This is a genomic window from Tistrella arctica (genome assembly GCF_039630945.1).
Classification (GTDB): domain Bacteria; phylum Pseudomonadota; class Alphaproteobacteria; order Tistrellales; family Tistrellaceae; genus Tistrella; species Tistrella bauzanensis.
The window spans coordinates 193531-212686 of the sequence record NZ_JBBKTV010000009.1; the positions used below are offsets into that span (position 1 = coordinate 193531).

Sequence of the window (19156 nt, forward strand, 5' to 3'; positions counted from 1 at the left end):
GCATCTACCCGGAAGGCCAACGATCACGATGCTGACCCGCCTGCTGCCTGACCGCTTCGTGCTGCTGCTGATCCTCTGCGTGGCGCTGGCCTCCCTGCTGCCGGTGACCGGGCGTGCCGCCGATGCCCTGCATGACGTGGCGATGGTGGCGATCGCGGCGGTGTTCTTCCTGCATGGCGGGCGGCTGTCGCGATCGGCCGTCATCGCCGGCCTGACCAACTGGCGCCTGCATGTCGCGGTGCTGGCCACCACCTTCATGGTGTTTCCGCTACTGGGGCTGGCGATCACGGCGCTGTTGCCCGACAGCCTGATGTCGCCGGCCCTGCGCATGGGGGTGCTGTTTCTGTGCGTGCTGCCATCCACCGTGCAGTCGTCGATCGCCTTCACCGCCATCGCCGGCGGCAATGTGCCGGCGGCGGTGTGCGCGGCCTCGGCATCCAACATCCTGGGGATGTTCGTCACGCCGCTGCTGGTGGCGGTGCTGTTCGGCGCCGGCGGCCAGGGCGTGTCGGTCGATCAGGTCGAGGCGATCCTGCTGCAACTGCTGGTGCCGTTCGTCGCCGGCCAGATGCTGGAGCCGTGGATCGGGCCATGGCTGCGCCGGCACCGCAAACCGCTGGGTCTGGTCGATCGCGGATCGATCCTGCTGGTGGTGTATCTGGCCTTTGCCGGCGCCGTGGTCTCGGGCTTCTGGCAGCGGATCGGCGCCGTCGATCTGGCGGTGATGCTGGCGGTCGATTGCCTGCTGCTGGCCCTGGTGCTGGCGATCACCATGTTCATGTCGGCGCGGCTGGGCTTTTCGCGTGAAGACCGGATCACCATCGTGTTCTGCGGGTCGAAGAAGACCCTGGCCAGCGGCGTGCCGATGGCGAACGTCATCTTCGCCGGCCGCGATACCGGCGCCATCCTGATGCCGCTGATGCTGTTTCATCAGATCCAGCTGATGGTGTGCGCGGTGCTGGCCCGGCGCTATGCCCGCATCGCGGAGGCCGAAGCCGAGGCGGCGTCTGCGGCCGATGCGCGCGCGACGGGACACAACGCCGCATAGCCGCGCCGGTGGCGCGCGGCTAGCATGCCGGCTGAACCCCGGAGCGCTTGAGACAGGAGCTGTCCCCATGCAATGCGATATCGCGGTGATCGGCGCCGGCCCGGCGGGGCTGGCGTTCACGGGGGCGCTGGCGGGATCCGGACTGGCGGTCATTCTGGTCGATCCGGCCCCCGCATCGGTGCTGGCCGACCCGCCCTTCGACGGCCGCGAGATCGCGCTGACCCATCATTCGGTGGCGGTGCTCGAACGGCTGGGCGCCTGGGCGCGGATAGACCCGGACGCGGTATCGCCGCTGCGCATGGCGCGGGTGCTGAATGGCGGCGGCGTGCGCGGGCTGGTGTTCGATGGCGCCGCCGATGGCGGGCCGCTGGGCCATCTGGTGCCCAATCACCTGATCCGCCGGGCGCTGCACGACACGGTGCGCGCCGATGGCGCCGCAACCATCCTGACCGGGCGACGGGCCGTCGATATCCGGGTTCGGCCCGGCGCGGACCCGGCCGGGGGCATGACGGTCGATCTGGATGATGGCGGCAGCCTGCACGCCCGGCTGGTGGTGGCGGCTGACAGCCGGTTTTCGGCGATGCGCGCCGCGCGTGGCATCACCGCCCGTCAGACCGATTTCGGCAAGACCATGCTGGTCTGCCGGATGGCCCATGACGCGGGCCATGGCGGCATCGCCACCGAATGGTTCGATCACGACCAGACCGTCGCCCTGCTGCCGCTGAACGGCAATCGGTCATCGGTGGTGCTGACCCTGACGCCCGATCGCATCGCCCGGCTGATGGCGATGTCGCCGGATGACTTCGCCGGCGACATCATCCGGCGGCTGGATGGCCGGCTGGGCCGGATGCAGCTTGTCAGCACCCGCCATGCCTGGCCGCTGGTGGCTGTGGAGGCGCGCCGTTTCATCGGCCATCGTTTCGCCCTGATCGGCGATGCCGCGGTCGGCATGCATCCGGTGACCGCCCATGGCTTCAACCTTGGCCTGAAGAGCGCCGAGCGGCTGGCGGGCGAGATCCTGAATGCCGCGGCGGTGGGGGCCGATATCGCCGGGCCGCTGCTGCTGCACCGCTATGAAGCCGGGCACAAGCTGACCGCCAGCCCGCTTTATGCCGCCACCAATGCCATTGTCGGCCTGTATACCAGCACCGGCCTGCCGGCACGGGCGGCGCGGGCGGCGGTGATGCATCTGGGCCGGCGGGCGACGCCGGTGCGCCGCGCCGTCTCGGGCCTGCTGATGGACCGCGCCGGCTGACGGCCCGGCCCACCGCTCAGCGGCGCAGTTCAAGAATGTCGAAATCAGACTCCAGATGCGGCAGCGGCAGTTCCAGCCGCATCCGGTCGGGGCCGACCCGCACCAGATAGCCGACCTGATTGTCGGCGCCGTCCCGGCCGTAATAGGCGCGCTCGTCGCCGCCGATCCAGCCGGCGCCGGCATAGCCCAGCCGGGTCTCGCCGATGTCATAGAACAGGCCGCCGGTGCGCTGCGATCCGCTGAGCTTGGTAAGGCCGAGCCCGGCGCTGTCATCGGTGATCCGGCAGCGGAAATCGGAATAGATCACCAGCGGCAGCATGCCGCCCAGCTTGATGGTGCGGCAGCGCCAGATCCCCTCGATCTCGGCGGACACCACCGGCACAGGATCGCCGGCCAGCACCCGGTCGAGTTCGGCCACATCCTCAGATGCGCCCTTGGCCCGCGCCTCGGCGATCGCCTTGGCGCGGGCGTCGCCGAACGCCTGAAGCCGCCGCTGGTCGGCGGGGTCGAGCCCGGTCGGGAAGCGGCCATCCGCCATCGCGGTTGTGGCGAGACCCAGCCACAGACCGATTGCCATGGCGGTGACGCGCATGATGGTGCGTGTGCGGGGCATTGCGGCGGCTCCGTGCGTGCAGGACGTGGGATCTGTCACAGCCCGGCGCTGCCGGCCGGATGACCGGTGGGGGCGGGGCTGGACATGATGGTTCCACAGCCTGCTATCCTGATGGGTGTCGATTTCGTGAGGATACCGGATCAGCGGAGGGCGCGGGCGATGGCGCGATCGAAGGCGGCAGGCGGTGGAGAGGGCCTTCACGGGCCGATGTCGCGACGCCGGTTGATCGGCGCGGGCGCCCTGATCGTGCCGGCCGTGGTGCTGGGTGGCGTGTCGCTGAGGCCGGGCCGCGCGCGTGCCGCCACCCCGGCCTGTGATGACGGTGACGCCCCCACCCCGGCGCAGACCGCCGGCCCCTATTTCACCCCGGGATCACCGCTGAAGGCCGATTTCACCGGCGATGCGGCGGGTGAGGGGGCGGTGATCCAGGTGCGCGGGCAGGTGCTGGACCGGGCCTGCCGGCCGGTCGGCGGTGCCCTGCTGGATATCTGGCATGCGGCGCCGGATGGCCGCTATGACAATCGGGGTTTCCGTATGCGCGGCCATCAGTTCACCGACGAACACGGCCGCTATGCGCTGGCGACGCTGCGGCCGGGGCTGTATCCCGGCCGCACCCGCCATATCCATCTGCGCGCCCAGGCACCGGGCGGACCGGTTCTGACCACGCAGCTGTATTTTCCGGGCGAGCCCGGCAATGACCGGGATTTTTTATACCGCGACGCCTTGTTGATGGCCGGCGACGGCGCGGATGGCTTTCGCTTCGATCTGGTGATCGCCGTCGCCGCTGGTTGAGGGCAGCGACGGCGATTGCCGGATCACCTCATTCCGCCGCGACACGCGCCGTATCGGCGCCGGCATCCAGCCGGGCGAGCAGGCGCTTTTCCTCGATCTCGGCCGTGCGCAGATTGCTGTCCTTGACATGGCCATAGCCGCGGATCCGCTCCGGCACCGCCGCGATGTCGCGGATGGTGTCGCGGGTGGCGGGGGCAAGCCGGGGCAGCAGGCTGTCGATCCGGGCGATATAATCCTCGATCAACTGCCGTTCCTTGCGGCGTTCCGCCGTGCGGCCGAAGGGATCGAAGGCGGTGCCGCGCAGGCGCTTCATGCCGGCCAGCACCCGCATCGCGCCCAGCATCCAGGGGCCGAAGGTCATCTTCTTCGGCCGGCCGGTCACCGGATCGGGCCGCGCCAGGATCGGCGGTGCCAGATGCAGGGTGATCCGGCGCCCGCCCTGCAGATCGGCCTTCAGCGCGCGGGCGAAGCTGCCATCGGTATAAAGCCGGGCGACCTCGTATTCGTCCTTATAGGCCATCAGCTTGTAGAGATAGCGCGTGACCGTGCGGGTCAGGCGCAGATCGCCGCCCTGGCCCGGCAGCGTGCGTTCCGCCGCCTCGACCCGCGCCACCACCGCCCGATAACGCGCGGCATAGCCGGCATCCTGATAGGCGGTGAGTTCGCCGGCGTAGAAATCGACCAGATCGGGCAGGGCCGCGCGCTCTGGGTCGGGGCCGCCGGCGATCATCGGCAGCGCGGTCGCGGTCGCCGGCTGGTCCAGCCCGGCCGCGCGCAGCACGGCGGCGCGGTCGACCGCGGCCTTGCGGCCCCAGCCGAAGGCCAGCAGGTTCATCGCCACCGCCTGACCGTTCAGGCGGATGGCTTCGCGCAGGGCATCCAGCCCCACCGGCACCAGCCCCTTCTGCCAGGCCATGCCCAGCAGGAACGGGTTGGCATAGAGGCTGTCGCCGAACAGCGCGCGGGCGATGCGGGTGGCATCGATCCGCTCCAGCGCATCGCGGCCGATCGAGGCCTCAACCGCCATCGCGGTGACGCCCTCGCCCATATCCATGTCGGGCTGCACCGCGAACGAGGCGATCGGCACGACATGGCTGTTGGCGACGCCACGGGTGCGGCCGGCCGCATAGGTGGCACGGGGCTCGGCGCCGGCCGCCACCACCATGTCGGCGGCGATCAGCGCATCCAGCGAGGCCGGCGGCACCCGTCCGCCCGGCGGCGGTGCGCTCAACGGCGCCACCCGGACATGCGAGGTGACGGCGCCGTTCTTCTGCGCAAGCCCGGTCTGGTCCAGCACCGAAACCGCGCGGCCCTCGATATGCGCGGCCATGCCGATCAGCGCGCCCACCGTGACGATGCCGGTGCCGCCGATGCCGGTGACCAGAATATTGGCGCGGCCGGTCTCAGGGGGGGCGATCGCCGGCAGCGGCAGCCCGGCATCGGGGGCCGGCTGGTCCTGGCCGGCGGCGACCTTCGGGGTCGGGGCCGGTCGCTTCGCCGGCCTGGCGCCGCTGACGGTCACGAAGCTGGGGCAGAAGCCGTCGACGCAGGAGAAATCCTTGTTGCAGCTCGACTGGTCGATCTGGCGCTTGCGGCCGAAACTGGTCTCAAGCGGCTTCACCGACACACAGTTCGATGCCGTGCCGCAATCGCCGCAGCCCTCGCAGACCCGGGGGTTGATGAAGGTGCGCAGATCCGGGTCCGCCATGGTGCCGCGCTTGCGGCGCCGGCGCTTCTCGGCCGCACAGGTCTGATCATAGAGCAGAACCGTGACCCCCGGCATGGTGCGCAGCTCGCGCTGGACCTCGTCGAGTTCGTCGCGGTCGCGGATGGTGACACCCCGGGCCCAGGGCGTGCCGGCCGGATATTTGTCGGGCTCGTCGGTCACCACGATCACCTGGGCCGCACCCTCGGCCGTCACCTGCTGGCTGATCTGCCAGGGCAGCAACTGGCCGTCGACCGGCTGGCCGCCGGTCATGGCGACGGCGTCGTTGTAGAGGATCTTGTAGGTGATGTTGACCTTGGCGGCGATGGCGGCGCGGATCGCCAGCAGGCCGGAATGGAAATAGGTGCCATCGCCCAGATTCTGGAAGATGTGCGCGTCCTTCGAGAACGGCGCCTGACCGATCCAGGCGGCACCCTCGGCGCCCATATGGCTCCACAGCGTGGTGCGGCGGGTGGGCATGTAGATGGCCATGCCGTGGCAACCGATGCCGGCCAGCGCCCGGCTGCCCTCGGGCAGCTTGGTCGAGCTGTTATGCGGGCAGCCCGAGCAGAACCAGGGCGACCGGCCCGGCACCGGCGGTTCGTTGCCGGTGGAGGCGGCCCCCGCGGTGGCGCCGCCGCAGGCGGTGACCAGTGCGGTCGATGCCTGATCCAGCCCGAAGCGCACCGCGATGGCGCGGGCGATGGCCAGCGGATCCAGCGCGCCGTCCTGCTGGAACAGCGGCCGGCCCTCGGCATCGGTCTTACCCGACAGCCGCGGCCGGTCGGCATCCGGCAGGCCATAGAGCAGGCGGGCGAGCTGTTCCTCGACGATCGCCTTCTTCTCTTCGACCACCAGCACTTCTTCGAGCCCGCGCGCGAAGCGGACCGCGTTCACCGGCTCCAGCGGCCAGGTCAGCGCCGGCTTGTAGATCACGATGCCGGCGGCGGCCAGACGCTCGGCATCGATGCCCAGCAGGTCGAGCGCTTCCAGCACATCGCCCCAGGCCTTGCCGACCGCGATGATGCCGAAGCGCCGCCGGGGCGCGTCATGGGTGACGCGGTCGAGCCCATTGGCCCGCACCCAGGCCTGCACCATCGGCAGCTTGTGACGGAACTGGCGGGCTTCCTGATCCATCGGCGGATCGGGCCAGCGGATATGCAGCCCGCCGGGCGGCGGGGTGATGTCGTCGGGCAGGCGGAAGCGGTGGCGGGCGGGGTCGATCTCGATCGAGGCGGAGCCTTCCACCGTGTCGGCCAGCGCCTTCACGCCCACCCAGCAGCCGCTGGCGCGCGACAGCGCGAAGCCGGCCAGGATATAGTCAACCAGTTCGCCGATGGTGGCCGGGTTCAGGATCGGCACATGCGCCGCGATCAGCCCCGGTTCCGACTGATGGGCGACGGTCGACGATTTGGCGGTGTGATCGTCGCCAAACACCGCGACCACGCCGCCCATCGGCGCCGTGCCGGCCAGATTGGCATGCTTGATCGCGTCGCCAGAGCGGTCGACGCCCGGGCCCTTGCCATACCAGAGCGCGAAGACGCCATCCTTGTCCGAACTGCCGCCGCCGACCTTTAACTGCTGCGTACCCCAGACCGAGGTCGCGGCCAGATCCTCGTTGACGCCCGGATTGAACACGATGCCGGCCTTGTCGACATGGCGTTTCGCCTGCCACAGCACCTGATCGACCCCGCCCAGCGGCGACCCGCGATAGCCCGACACGAAGCCGCCGGTATCGAGGCCCGCCGCGCGGTCGGCCTCGGCCTGAAGCAGCAGGGCGCGGACCAGCGCCTGGGTGCCGGTGACATAGATCCGGCCGCTCGGCCGCGTATATTTGTCGTCCAGGCTCACCCGTGGTGCGCCGGCACCATCAGTGACGGCGGCGGCGGCCGATGTCATGTTCTGTGGACCCGGCGCGGTCTGCGCGGTCCCCGTCTCGCTGGTCGCCATGTCGACCCGTCCTCCCTGGAGCGTGCGGTCATCCGCGATGCGGTGGCGGCATCAGGGGCGGATCCGCCTCTGCCTGCCATGGCATCAGGCCGCGGGCTTCGGATCGGCCGGCGCTGCCGTCCTGATGGACGTCATGCCTCTTGGGTCGCGGCAGGCCAGATCCGCCGCCGCGGGGCGCAGTGCACCCGGCCGATACATGCCATGGTGGCGCCTGGCCGGCCAGCCCGTCAAGTGTTGGACAGTGTTGCTGACCCATTCACGCCGTTGATCTGCCTGTATATGGACCTCGATACACCAGAAGGCGATCGTCATCCGATAATATGCGCGCGTCATTCGGAAAATCCAGGGCGGCCCACCGGCATCGGCCGTTCCCGGCCGCGATCATGTCCGCATCGGCGGCGCGACTTGACCCGCGGCCGCGCCGCTTCCATCCTTGCGGCGAAACCCGCGCAACGTCGGGTCGGTTCACGACGTCCGGCAGAAGCCGCGCCGGACAGACCAGGGAAGGCCGCCGCCGCCATGTCGTCACCCACCAGCACCACCACACTGCCGTCCTTCGTGTTCGAGACCACCCGCAGCATCGTCAGCGAGGCCGGCGCCTGCGCGCGGCTTGGCCAGATCATGCGCGATCTGGGGGCGACGCGGGTGATGGTGGTGACCGATCCGGGTGTGCGCAAATTCGGCCTGCTGGATGTGGGGCTGGACAGCCTGGCTGCCGCCGGTCTTGAACCGCTGGTCTTCGACGGCGTGGTCGCCGATCCGCCGGCCGAGGTGGTCGAGGCCGCCGCCGCCGAGGCGCGCGCTCAGGGCATCGACGGCGTGGTCGGCCTTGGGGGTGGCAGTTCCATGGACGTGGCCAAGCTGGTCGCCTTCCTGGCAGCGACCCCTGTGGGGCTAGAGACGATCTATGGCGTGGGCAATGCCCGTGGTCGCCGGCTGCCGCTGGTGCAGGTGCCGACCACGGCCGGCACCGGATCGGAGGTGACGCCGATTTCCATCGTCACCACCGGCGCGGCCGAAAAGAAGGGCGTGGTGTCGGGGTTGCTGCTGCCCGATGTGGCCCTGCTGGATGCCGATCTCACCCTTGGCCTGCCGCGCCATGTGACCGCGGCCACCGGCGTCGATGCCATGGTCCACGCGATCGAGGCGTACACCAGCGCGCATAAGAAGAACCCGCTGTCGGACGTGCTGGCGCGCGAGGCGCTGCGGCTGCTGGGCGGGGCCATCCACCGGGTGTGCGGCGACGGCCGCGACCGGGCGGCCCGCGCCGATATGATGCTGGGCGCGCTGCTGGCCGGCCAGGCCTTCGCCAATGCGCCGGTGGCGGCGGTCCACGCGCTGGCCTATCCGCTGGGCGGGCATTTCCATGTGCCCCACGGGCTGTCGAATTCGCTGGTCCTGCCGCATGTGCTGCGCTTCAACCTGGAGAACGAGGCCGCGGCCAGGGCCTATGGCGAACTGGCCCCGATCGTCTTCCCCGGCATCGACCGGTCGGGCGGCGACCGCGCGGTGTCGGCCCGCTTCGCCGATGCGCTAGGCGGGCTCACGGCCGATCTCGGGCTGGAAACCCGGCTGTCGCAGGTGGGGGTGGGTCATAATCATCTGCCGCTGCTGGCCGAGGATGCGATGAAGCAGACCCGGCTGCTGATCAACAACCCGCGCAGCGTGACGCTCGACGACGCCCGCGCGATCTATGAGGCGGCGCTCTGACATGACCAACGCGTCCCCGGCCACCACGTCCCCGGCCACCATTGCCACGCTGATCGGCTCGCCGGGCTGTGGGTCGGCGGTGATCGAGATGGCGCTGGCGCTGACCGGGCTGCCCCATGTCGTGGAGGATCTGCCCTATCTGGAACCGGGGGCGGGCCGCGACCGGCTGCTGGCGCTGAACCCGACCGGCAAGGTACCGGTACTGCTGCTGCCGCCGGTGGTGACCGGCGGCGCACCGGTGGTGATGACGGAAAGCGCCGCCATGATCCTGCATCTGGCGGATATGGCGGGGCCGGCCGGGGCGCGGCTGGCGCCGGAGCCGTCATCGTCGCACCGGCCGGCCTTTCTGCGCTGGCTGCTGTTTCTGGTGGCCGAGATCTATCCCAACATCACCATTGCCGAACATGCCGACCATCTGGCGGTGCCGGCCGATACGATCGCGGCCTTCCAGGCGGCGATGGCGGCACGGCGCGACGATCTGTGGCGGATGATGGCGGCCGAGGCCGGCAGTCCGTGGTTTCTGGGCGAGCGGTTTTCCGCCATCGATCTGTACCTGGCGGTGATGTCGGGCTGGGCCGGTGGTCGGGCGCGCTTTGCGGCCACGGTGCCGGAGCTGGGGCGGATCGCCGATGCCGCCCGCGGCGTGCCGCAGGTGGCGGCGGTGCTGGCGCGCCATGGCGACCCGGACGAGGTGCCCGACGACGCCGGCGCCACGCAGGGCACGACATCAGGAGAGACCGCATGACCGAGAGGCCCACCCGCGGCACCCGCGCGGATTACCGCCATTTCCTGCCGATCACCACCCGCTGGATGGACAACGACGTCTATGGCCATGTCAACAACGTGGTCTATTACGGCTATTTCGACACCGTGGTGAACGAATATCTCATCCGCCGCGGTGCGCTCGACATCCATGCGGGCCATGTGATCGGGCTGGTGGTGGAAAGCAGTTGCCGGTACATGGCCTCGCTGGCCTTCCCCGAGCCGGTAACCGCGGGGCTGCGGGTCGGGCGGCTGGGCAACAGCGCCGTCACCTACGAGATCGCGCTGTTCGACGGCGATGCCGATCTGGCTGCCGCCGAGGGCCGCTTCACCCATGTCTATGTCGACCGCGAGAGCCGCCGGCCGGTATCGTTGCCGGCCGAGTTGCGCGCGGCGCTGGAACCGCTGGTGACCGGCACATGACCGACGACCGGCGCATGACCGACGACACCGGCCTGCCATACTGGAAGGCCAAATCCCTGTCGCAGATGACGCCCGGGGAATGGGACGCGCTCTGCGACGGCTGCGGCAAATGCTGTCTGGTCAAGATGGAGGATGAAGACACCGGCGCCGTGCTGGCGACCGATGTCGCCTGCCGCCTGCTCGACTGCGATAGCTGCCGTTGTCGCGATTACCCGAACCGCAAGGCCATCGTCCCCGATTGCGTGGTCCTGACCCCCGATACCCTGTCGGCGCTGGACTGGATGCCGGGCACCTGTGCCTACCGGCTGGTTGCCGAGGGCCGCGACCTGCCCTGGTGGCATCCGCTGGTCTCGGGCGACCCGGCATCGGTTCGCCGTGCGGGTGTCGGCGCCCATGGCCGCGTGGTGTCGGAAGAGACGGTCGACGAAGACAGCCTGTTCGACCACGTGGCCGCATGGCCGGATTGATACCGGGCCGCATGGCCCGATTAATACCGGGCCGCATGGCCGGATCACCTTCTAATTCCGCATGGCGGGCCAATAATCCACCATCTTGACCGCCGGCCTGGCCGGGGGTTCGATGCCTGAACAATCAGGCCGCGCAATACCGGGGTCCACGGGCCGAGTGCCGTTGGACCGCCCCAAGGCCTTAAGCGCGGCACCCGGAGGAAGACCATGCGCCGCCAGACCCTGACCGACCATATCCGCGAGAATGCCAAAGACTTCCTGAACATCAGCGACGCGATCCGCGCCCATGCCGCCGAGCGGCCGGCCGCGCCCGCCGTGGAAGACGAGACCACCCATCTGAACTGGCAGGGCTTCGATGCCCGCATCGATGCCATCACCGCCGCCCTGCAGGAAAGCGGCATCGGCCATGGCGACAAGGTCGCGATGCTGGCGCGCAACGCCGTGGATGTGCTGGCGCTGTACATGGCCAGCCTGCGCGCCGGCGCCTGTGCGGTGCCCCTGTCGACCCTGGCCAGCCCCGAGCAACTGGCGGCGATGGTCACCGACAGCGGCGCCGGGCTGCTGGCGGTGGATGCCTATTCGCTGCCGCTGATCGGGCCGGCGCTGGACCGGCTGGGCGATGTGCGGCTGGTCGGCTTCGATTTCGGCGCCGATCAGGCGGGCGGCGACCGCTGGACCGGTTTTGCCGACTGGCTGGCGGCCGCGCCCGCCGCTCCGGCGCCGGTCGAGATCGGCTCGGAAGACCTGTTCAACATCATCTACAGCTCCGGCACCACCGGCGTGCCCAAGGGCATCGTCCACAGCCACCAGATGCGCGGCGCCCAGACCCGGCGCCTGCAATCCATGGGCTTCGGGCCCGACACCGTGTCGATGGTGTCGACGCCGATCTATTCCAACACCACGCTGGCGGCACTGCTGCCGACGGTGCTGTTCGGCGGCCATGCGGTGCTGATGGCGAAGTTCGATGCCGGGCGGTTCCTGGAACTGGCGGCGGCGAAGCGGGCGACCCATGCCATGCTGGTGCCGGTGCAGTATACCCGCATCCTGGACCATCCCGATTTCGACCGCCACGACCTGTCGTCGTTCCAGATGAAGCTGTCGACCAGCGCGCCGCTGCGCGCCGAGACCAAGCGCGATATCGCGCGTCGCTGGCCCGGCGGCATGGTCGAGATCTATGGCCTCACCGAAGGCGGCCTGTCTTGCCTGCTGGATGTGATGGCCTTCCCCGACAAGCTCGACACCGTCGGCCGGCCGTCGGACGGCGCCGAGATCCGGGTGATCGATGACGAGGGTCGCGAACTGCCCCAGGGCCAGATCGGCGAGCTGGTCGGCCGGGGGCCGGCGATGATGAGCGGCTATCACAATCTCGACGACAAGACCGCCGAGATGATGTGGCACGACGCCGAGGGCCGGCTGTTCCTGCGCTCGGGCGATATGGGCCAGGTCGACGAGGACGGCTTCGTGCGGCTGCTGGACCGGCGCAAGGACATGATCATCTCGGGCGGGTTCAACGTCTATGCGGTCGACCTTGAAGCGGTGCTGTTCACCCATCCCGACGTCGCCGACGCCGCTGTGATCGGCATCCCCAGCCGTGCCTGGGGCGAGACGCCGCTGGGTCTGGTGGTGCTGAAGCCCGGGGCCACGGCCACGGCCGACGAGATCTGCCGCTATGCGAACGAGCGTCTGGGTAAGGCGCAGCGGCTGTCGGCGGTGGAGTTGCGCGACGAACTGCCGCGCAGCCCGATCGGCAAGGTGCTGAAGCGGGAACTGCGCGAGCCCTATATCAGCGCCTTCGAACGCGCCGCGGCGGTGTGACCGGGCGGGCCGGATCGGATGTGACCGGATCAGGCCTCGATCCGGCCCTCGATCGCATCCAGCAGCAGTTCCACCGCCTCGCGCGCCGACTGGCCGGCGCGCAGGCCCAGCGCATGGGCGCGGCGGTTGACCCGGCTGATCAGGCCGTCTTCATAGGTGGATGCCGCCTCGCCGATCCGGGCGGTGGCGGCATCGACCACGAAACCGGCGATGGCGCGGGCGTCCAGGGCTGCCAGCCGGGTGGTGCCGGCATCGTCGATGCCGATGCCGGCGTCGTTATAGCCGGCGGCGAAGGCGTCGGTCTTGATCGCGTTCCAGCTATCGCCGCCGATCAGGCCGCCATGGCTGCCGGTCACCACCACCTGGCCCGCATCCTCGTCCTGCTTGACCAGGGCGGCACTGTCGATCAGCACGATCCGGGGGCCACGGGGGCCACGCGGTTGCAGCACCCGGCGCGCTTCGGCATAGGGCGCCGGCCGGGCGAAGGGCAGGGGGGCCGCCGCCAGGCGGGCCGCGGCTTCGGCACAGGACTGGCCGGGTTCCACGCCCATGGCGATCGCAGCGACATTGACCTGCGAGATCACCCCGCGCGCCAGCATGTCCCGGCCATTGCCGATCCGGGCGCTGTCATGAGAGATGGTGGCGGCGGCCAGCCCGATTTTCTGGGCCAGATCCAGTCCGGCGAGGCCGGCGCGGTCCAGCCCGATGCCGGCATCGTTCAGGATCACCCCGCGCACCCGCGACATCGCCGCCAGATAGGCCGCATAGGCGCCGCCATGGCTTGCCGCCACCAGCACGGCCCCTTCGGCCTCCGGCCCCAGCCGGGTGACGCTGTCGGCCACGATCGGGGGGGGCGCGAGCGGATGAAGGCTGGTCGCGGCCGGCGGTATCGTCGCGTTGGTCATGGGCTGTCTCTCCTCCCTGTCGGCCGGGTGGCGGTGGGATCGTGGCGGCGGCCGGCGCCTTGGCGCCTGACCTGACCGGACCCGGGTCCCGGCTCTGTCTGGCTGCATCATGCCCCGACCATCCGGTCCGCGTCGAGCGTGGGGCACCATGATCTGGACCCGGCGCCAGACCACCATCGCCGCCGCTCCATGGTCATTGATCCATATAATGGACCTGTATGGCTGACCGATTGTCCTGTCGCAGCATTCCTGTCCGGGCTGATATGGGGGCGGCGACAAAAAAAGTGACGATCATGGTCCAGTTATTGGACCCGGATTTGACAGGCCTTCGCGCGGCCCGCTATCGTGATCCTGTCGGCGTGGCTGGACGGGTGCACTGACCAATGGCACACCGTCCACGGCGATGCGGCCCGCCAAGGGCATCCCGGCAGCCACGAACCAAGAAACAAGCCCATCCGACACGGGACAGGGAGGATAAGGTCGCTCATGACCGACGGTCAGGACGGCGCCGTAACGGCAGCCGCGAGCAATCGCGATATTGCGCGCCTCACGGCGCTTCACGGGCTGATGGCCCGCATCCGCGCCTTTGAACGGGCGGCCGAAACCGGCCAGACCCGGGGATCGGTGCTGGGGGCGGTGCATCTGTCGATCGGACAGGAAGCGGTGGCGGCGGGCGTGTGCGCGCAGTTGCGTCGCGACGACCTGCTGCTGTCCACCCATCGCGGTCATGGTCATACGCTGGCCAAGGGCGCCGACGCCCGGGCGATGATGCTGGAACTGCTGGGCAAGGCCGGCGGCACCTCGAACGGTCGCGGCGGCTCGATGCACATCGCCGATTTCTCGGTCGGCATGCTCGGCGCCAATGGCGTGGTGTCGGCGAACATCCCGATCGCGGTCGGTGCCGCCCAGGCGATCCGCCTGAAGGGCGGCGATCAGGTGGTGGTCTGCCTGTTCGGCGATGGCGCGATCAATCGCGGCCCGTTCATGGAAGGCCTGAACTGGGCCAAGGTTTTCAATCTGCCGGTGCTGTTCGTCTGCGAGGACAATGGCTGGTCGGCGACCACCCGCACCTCGCAACTGACCGCCGGTGACGGCGCCGCGGCGCGCGCGCGGTCGATGGACGTGACCGCGATCGAGATCGACGGCAATGATCTGGCCCTGGTCGACGAGACGGCGCGTGAGGCGGTGGCACGGTTGCGGGCCGGCGACGGCCCGATTCTGATCCATGCCCGCACCTATCGCCTGCTGGGCCACACCGCCTCCGACCCTGCGGGCTATCGCCCGGCGGGCGAGGCCGAGGGCCGCTGGGAGGGTGATCCCATGCGCCGCAACCGCGCGGTGCTGGAAGCGGCCGGTGTCGGCGCGCATGAGATCGATGCGCTGGAACAGGCTGCCGCCGACGAGATGACCCGCGCGCTCGATGATGCCGAGGCCGCCCCCTTCGCCCCCGCCGCGCTCGCCTTCGACGATGTGCAGGATGCCGGCGCCCCCACACGCTTCTGGACCCGGGAAGGCTGACCCCCATGGCCGACATCACCTATCTCGAAGCCGGCCGGCTGGCGCTCGCCGAGGAAATGGACCGTGACCCGCTGGTCTGGGCGCTGGGCGAGGATCTGGGCCGCGGCGGCGTGTTCAAGCAGTATGACGGCCTGCAGGCGCGCTTCGGCGCCAACCGCATCGTCGACACCCCGATTTCGGAAGCGACCATCATGGGCGCCGCCGTCGGCGCCGCGATGAACGGCACCCGGCCGGTGGTCGAGATGCGGTTCTCCGATTTCGCGCTCTGTGCCGTCGACGAACTGGTCAATCAGGCGGCCAAGGCCCGCTATATGTTCGGCGGCCAGACCCGCGTGCCGCTGGTGGTGCGCGAGCCGATCGGCATGTGGCGGTCGTCGGCCGCCCAGCATTCGCAGTCGCTGGAAGCCTGGTACGCCCATATTCCAGGGCTGGTGGTGACCGTGCCGGCGACCCCGGCCGACAACTACGCGCTGCTGAAGGCCGCGATCCGGTCCGACGACCCGGTCGTGCATATGGAGCACAAGAACCTGTGGGCGCTGAAGGGGCCTGCGGCCGAAACCGATGCGCCGGCCGAATTCGGCCGTGGTGTCGTGCGCCGCAAGGGCAGCGCCATCACCATCGTCACCTGGTCGGCGGCGGTGTGGACCGCGCTGGACGCGGCGGCGGCCATGGGTGTCGAGGGGATCGACATCGAGGTCATCGACCTGCGCACGCTGTGGCCATGGGACCGGGAGCTGGTGCTGGACAGCGTGTCGCGCACCCGGCGCGCGCTGGTGATGCATGAAGCGGTGCAGGCTGGCGGCTTCGGTGCCGAGATCGCCGCCACCATCGCCGAGGAGCTGCACCACCGCCTCGACGGCCCGGTGCGCCGGCTTGGCGCGCCGCGGGCGCCTGTGCCCTATGCGCCGCCGATGGAAGACCAGTTGAAGATCACCGCCGGCGATGTCTGCCGGGCGGTCAAGGTGGCGCTGGGCGCCGCCTGATGATGGGGGCCGCCACCGGTTGCGGTGGCGGCTTTGCTGGAAAACGCAATCCGCGTCGATGTTGCGTGTTTCCCAAAGGCGCAAAGAACGCCAAGAATGAACCCGTTGCCGGCGGGCCGGATGGGATCCTGGCCGGGCCGGCTGCGATAAAAGACCCCGAGGGAGGAAACGAACCGATGATGATGCGTGTCTTCAAGACGGCCGCCGGCGCTGTTGCCGCCGCGGCCCTGATGGTCACCGCCCTGTCCGCGCAGGCCGCGGACTACAAGGAGGAATACAAGGTATCCACCGTGGTGCCGGCGCCGTTCCCATGGGGCCTGGCTGCCGAGAAGTGGGTGGAACTGGTGCGTGAGCGGTCGGATGGCCGCATCAACATGAAGGTGTATCCCGGCGCGCAGCTGGTCTCGGGCGACCAGACCAAGGAATTCGCCGCGATGCGCCAGGGCATCATCGACATGGCGGTCGGCTCCACCATCAACTGGTCGCCGCAGGTCAAGGAACTGAACATCTTCTCGATGCCGTTCCTGATGCCCGATTACGCGGCGCTCGACGCGCTGACCCAGGGCCCGGTCGGCAAGGAACTGTTCTCGATCATCGAGAAGCGCGGCGTGGTGCCGCTGGGCTGGGCCGAGAACGGCTTCCGCGAGTTGACCAATTCCAAGCTCGACGTGAAGACCCCGGCCGATCTGAACGGCCTGAAGATCCGCGTGGTCGGCTCGCCGCTCTATCTCGACACCTTCACCGCGCTTGGCGCCAATCCCACCCAGATGAGCTGGGCCGATGCCCAGCCGGCGCTGGCGACCGGTGCCGTCGACGGCCAGGAAAACCCGCTCAGCATCTTCACCGTCGCCAAGCTTCAGAATGTCGGCCAGAAGCATGTGACGCTGTGGGGCTATGTCGCCGATCCGCTGATCTTCGGCGTCAGCAAGCGGGTCTGGGACACGTTCACGCCTGAGGATCAGGATCTGCTGCGCAAGGCCGCCGTGGATGCCGGCGTCTATGGTGTCCAGGTCGCCCGCAAGGGGATCACCGAGCAGGACGACGCGACCCTGAAGGACATCGAGGGCATGGGGGTCACCGTCACCCGTCTGTCGGATGCCGAGCGTCAGGCCTTTGTCGACGCCACCCGCGGCGTCTATGAGAAGTGGGCCAAGGAGATCGGCCCCGATCTGGTGAAGACGGCCGAGGAGTCGGTGGCCAACCGCAAGCAGTAAGCGGATCGCCACCCCGGCGCGGCGCCGTTCCGGCGGCGCCGCGCGCCTTGTCCTTCAACAATCGGGGAACGATCGCCGTGGCCTCCAGCCCCGTGCAAGATGACGAGCCCGAAGCCGTCCGCGACGTCGACCGCCCGGCCGTCAGTGGCCGTGTGGAAGAGGTTCTGGCCGCTGCCGCGATGGCCGGCATCTGCGTGATCAGCTTCGGCAATGTGGTGGTGCGCTATGCCACCAATGCCTCATTCGCCGCCACCGAGGAAATCTCGATCTTCCTTCTGGTCTTCATGACCATGATCGGCGCTTCCCTGGCCTTTACCCGTGGCGGCCATATCCGCATCACCGCCATCGTCGACCGTCTGCCGCGCGCCGCCCGCATCTCGGTGATGATGCTGACCCATGCCCTGACCCTGATCATGTTCGCGCTGGTTGCCTGGTATGGCGCCAAGCTGACATTGGATGAGTGGGAATTCGGCGAAACCTCGCCGGCGCTCGGCTATCCAAGCTGGATCTATACCGTGTGGCTGCCGCTGATCTCGCTGGCGATCATCGCCCGGGTCATCGGCCGTGCGCGGCGCGAATGGCGCGCCCACAGGGCGGATGCGATGCTGACCGATCCGGCCACCGGCGACGACGTTCTGCCGGGTGATGCCGCCGATCCGACAGGTGCCAAGCGGGGGACCAGCGCATGATGCTGTCGGCCAATATCATCCTGATCGGCGCCTTTCTGCTGCTGCTGCTGCTGGGCACGCCGATCGCGGTCGCCCTTGGCCTGTCGGGTGTCGCCGGTATCCTCACCGGGCTCGACCAGTACGCGCTGGGCACCGTCGGCACCAACACCTATAACAGCATCGCGAAATACCCGCTGATCGCGATCCCGCTGTTCGTGCTGACCGGCGTCATCTTCGAACGCTCGGGCGTCGCGCGCCGTCTGGTCGAATTCGCCGCCTATTTCGTCGGCCCGCGTCGTGGCGGGCTGGCGGTGGTCGCCATCGTGGTCTGCATGATCATGGGCGGCATGGCCGGCTCCGGCCCCGCCGATGCGGCCGCGGTCGCGACGGTGATGATCCCCAGCATGCGCCGCGCCGGCTATCCCAACGCCTTTTCGGCCAGCGTCATCGCGGCGGCGGCCTCCACCGCCATCCTCATTCCGCCCTCGATCGCGCTGATCGTCTATGGCGTGATGGTGCCGGGCACCGATATCCGGGCGCTGTTCGCGGCCGGGCTGACGCCGGGCCTGCTGGCGGGCATCTTCATCGCCATCCCCACCCTGATCATCTCGCGCAAGCATGGTTTCGGCGCCACGGAAGTCGGCGATGTCGGCCCGAAGCGGCGGTTCATGGACATCTTCGTCCAGGCTCTGCCGGGGCTGATGGCGCCGGTGATCATTCTGGGCGGCTTGCGCTCGGGCCTGTTCACCCCCACCGAAACCGCGGTCGTGGCCGTGTTCTACGGCATCTTCATCGGCCTGTTCGTGTATCGGGAACTCAGCTTCCGCGACATCTACAAGGCCATGGCCGAAAGCGCCGAAACCTCGGCCGTGATCATGCTGATCATCGCGCTGGCCGGTATCTTCGCCTGGGCCGGCGGCACGCTGGGGGCATTCGACAGCGCCGCCAACGCGCTGCTGTCGATCACCGACAATGGTTGGGTGATCCTGGCCGCGATCATGCTGATCCTGCTGTTCGCCGGCATGGTGCTCGACGGGGTGTCGATCTATCTGATCACCCTGCCGCTGATCATTCCGGTGGCCCAGACCTATGACTGGAACCTCACCTGGCTGGGCGTGCTGATGGCGCTGAACATCGCCATCGGTCAGTTCACGCCGCCGGTCGCGGTCAATCTGATCGTCACCGCCCGGATCGCCAAGGTGCCGATCGAATCCACCGTGCCCTGGGTGATCTGGATGGTGCTGTCGATGGTGGTGCTGCTGGGCCTGATGATGGCCGTGCCCGATATCGCCCTCTGGCTGCCCAAGGCTCTGGGCTATGTCGTCTGA

At 69.1% G+C, this 19156-nt stretch carries 16 protein-coding genes; 13 read left to right on the forward strand and 3 right to left on the reverse strand.

Features of this window, described 5'->3' with window-relative positions; all coding sequences use genetic code 11:
- Positions 1-31 precede the first annotated feature (31 nt).
- On the forward strand, positions 32-1048 hold the full coding sequence (locus WG924_RS20960; RefSeq protein WP_345935081.1) for a bile acid:sodium symporter family protein: 1017 nt from the start codon (positions 32-34) through the stop codon (positions 1046-1048).
- Positions 1049-1115: 67 nt separating this feature from the next.
- Positions 1116-2303 (forward strand): 5-demethoxyubiquinol-8 5-hydroxylase UbiM, encoded by a 1188-nt coding sequence (gene ubiM, locus WG924_RS20965; RefSeq protein WP_345935000.1) that lies wholly within the window; start codon positions 1116-1118, stop codon positions 2301-2303.
- Between the two features lie 16 nt (positions 2304-2319).
- Here ubiM and WG924_RS20970 read toward each other — a convergent pair whose 3' ends face one another.
- Positions 2320-2916 carry a DUF4893 domain-containing protein gene (locus tag WG924_RS20970; protein ID WP_345935001.1) on the reverse strand — a complete coding sequence of 199 codons (597 nt, stop codon included), beginning with the start codon at positions 2914-2916 and terminating at the stop codon, positions 2320-2322.
- Between the two features lie 159 nt (positions 2917-3075).
- On the opposite strand from WG924_RS20970, the gene WG924_RS20975 reads away from it, so the two are divergent.
- A complete protein-coding gene (locus WG924_RS20975; RefSeq protein WP_345935002.1) occupies positions 3076-3708 on the forward strand; it encodes a dioxygenase family protein in 633 nt (210 codons plus the stop codon).
- A gap of 28 nt (positions 3709-3736) precedes the next feature.
- Here the strand turns inward: WG924_RS20975 and WG924_RS20980 are convergent, their stop codons facing one another.
- A complete protein-coding gene (locus WG924_RS20980) occupies positions 3737-7312 on the reverse strand; it encodes an indolepyruvate ferredoxin oxidoreductase family protein (protein ID WP_372045165.1) in 3576 nt (1191 codons plus the stop codon).
- Between the two features lie 597 nt (positions 7313-7909).
- Between WG924_RS20980 and WG924_RS20985 the strand changes: the two genes are divergently transcribed.
- The 5 genes from WG924_RS20985 (at position 7910) to WG924_RS21005 (ending at position 12540) form a co-directional block, all read left to right on the forward strand.
- The gene (locus WG924_RS20985; RefSeq protein WP_345935082.1) at positions 7910-9073 is read left to right on the forward strand and encodes an iron-containing alcohol dehydrogenase; all 1164 of its coding nucleotides are present in this window, start codon (positions 7910-7912) and stop codon (positions 9071-9073) included.
- A gap of 1 nt (position 9074) precedes the next feature.
- Positions 9075-9818, forward strand: a complete 744-nt coding sequence (locus tag WG924_RS20990) for a glutathione S-transferase family protein (RefSeq protein ID WP_345935004.1) — start codon at positions 9075-9077, stop codon at positions 9816-9818.
- Positions 9815-10258 carry an acyl-CoA thioesterase gene (locus WG924_RS20995; RefSeq protein WP_345935005.1) on the forward strand — a complete coding sequence of 148 codons (444 nt, stop codon included), beginning with the start codon at positions 9815-9817 and terminating at the stop codon, positions 10256-10258. The genes WG924_RS20990 and WG924_RS20995 overlap by 4 nt, the downstream gene beginning before the upstream one ends.
- Entirely contained in the window at positions 10255-10725 is a 471-nt protein-coding gene (locus WG924_RS21000; RefSeq protein ID WP_345935006.1) for a YcgN family cysteine cluster protein, read from the forward strand. The genes WG924_RS20995 and WG924_RS21000 overlap by 4 nt, the downstream gene beginning before the upstream one ends.
- Before the next feature lie 207 nt (positions 10726-10932).
- Complete coding sequence (locus WG924_RS21005; protein ID WP_345935007.1) at positions 10933-12540, forward strand: class I adenylate-forming enzyme family protein; 1608 nt, start codon at positions 10933-10935, stop codon at positions 12538-12540.
- Positions 12541-12569: 29 nt separating this feature from the next.
- Here the strand turns inward: WG924_RS21005 and WG924_RS21010 are convergent, their stop codons facing one another.
- Positions 12570-13445: a hypothetical protein gene (locus WG924_RS21010; RefSeq protein ID WP_345935008.1), complete on the reverse strand. Its 876-nt coding sequence runs from the start codon at positions 13443-13445 to the stop codon at positions 12570-12572.
- Between the two features lie 486 nt (positions 13446-13931).
- Here WG924_RS21010 and WG924_RS21015 point away from each other — a divergent pair, with 486 nt between their 5' ends.
- The 5 genes from WG924_RS21015 (at position 13932) to WG924_RS21035 (ending at position 19156) form a co-directional block, all read left to right on the forward strand.
- Positions 13932-14963, forward strand: a complete 1032-nt coding sequence (locus WG924_RS21015) for a thiamine pyrophosphate-dependent dehydrogenase E1 component subunit alpha (protein ID WP_345935009.1) — start codon at positions 13932-13934, stop codon at positions 14961-14963.
- 5 nt (positions 14964-14968) lie between these two features.
- On the forward strand, positions 14969-15946 hold the full coding sequence (locus WG924_RS21020; RefSeq protein WP_345935010.1) for an alpha-ketoacid dehydrogenase subunit beta: 978 nt from the start codon (positions 14969-14971) through the stop codon (positions 15944-15946).
- A gap of 176 nt (positions 15947-16122) precedes the next feature.
- Positions 16123-17160 carry a DctP family TRAP transporter solute-binding subunit gene (locus WG924_RS21025; protein ID WP_345935011.1) on the forward strand — a complete coding sequence of 346 codons (1038 nt, stop codon included), beginning with the start codon at positions 16123-16125 and terminating at the stop codon, positions 17158-17160.
- Between the two features lie 77 nt (positions 17161-17237).
- Positions 17238-17849 (forward strand): TRAP transporter small permease, encoded by a 612-nt coding sequence (locus WG924_RS21030; RefSeq protein WP_345935012.1) that lies wholly within the window; start codon positions 17238-17240, stop codon positions 17847-17849.
- Positions 17850-17851: 2 nt separating this feature from the next.
- Positions 17852-19156: a TRAP transporter large permease gene (locus tag WG924_RS21035; RefSeq protein ID WP_345935083.1), complete on the forward strand. Its 1305-nt coding sequence runs from the start codon at positions 17852-17854 to the stop codon at positions 19154-19156.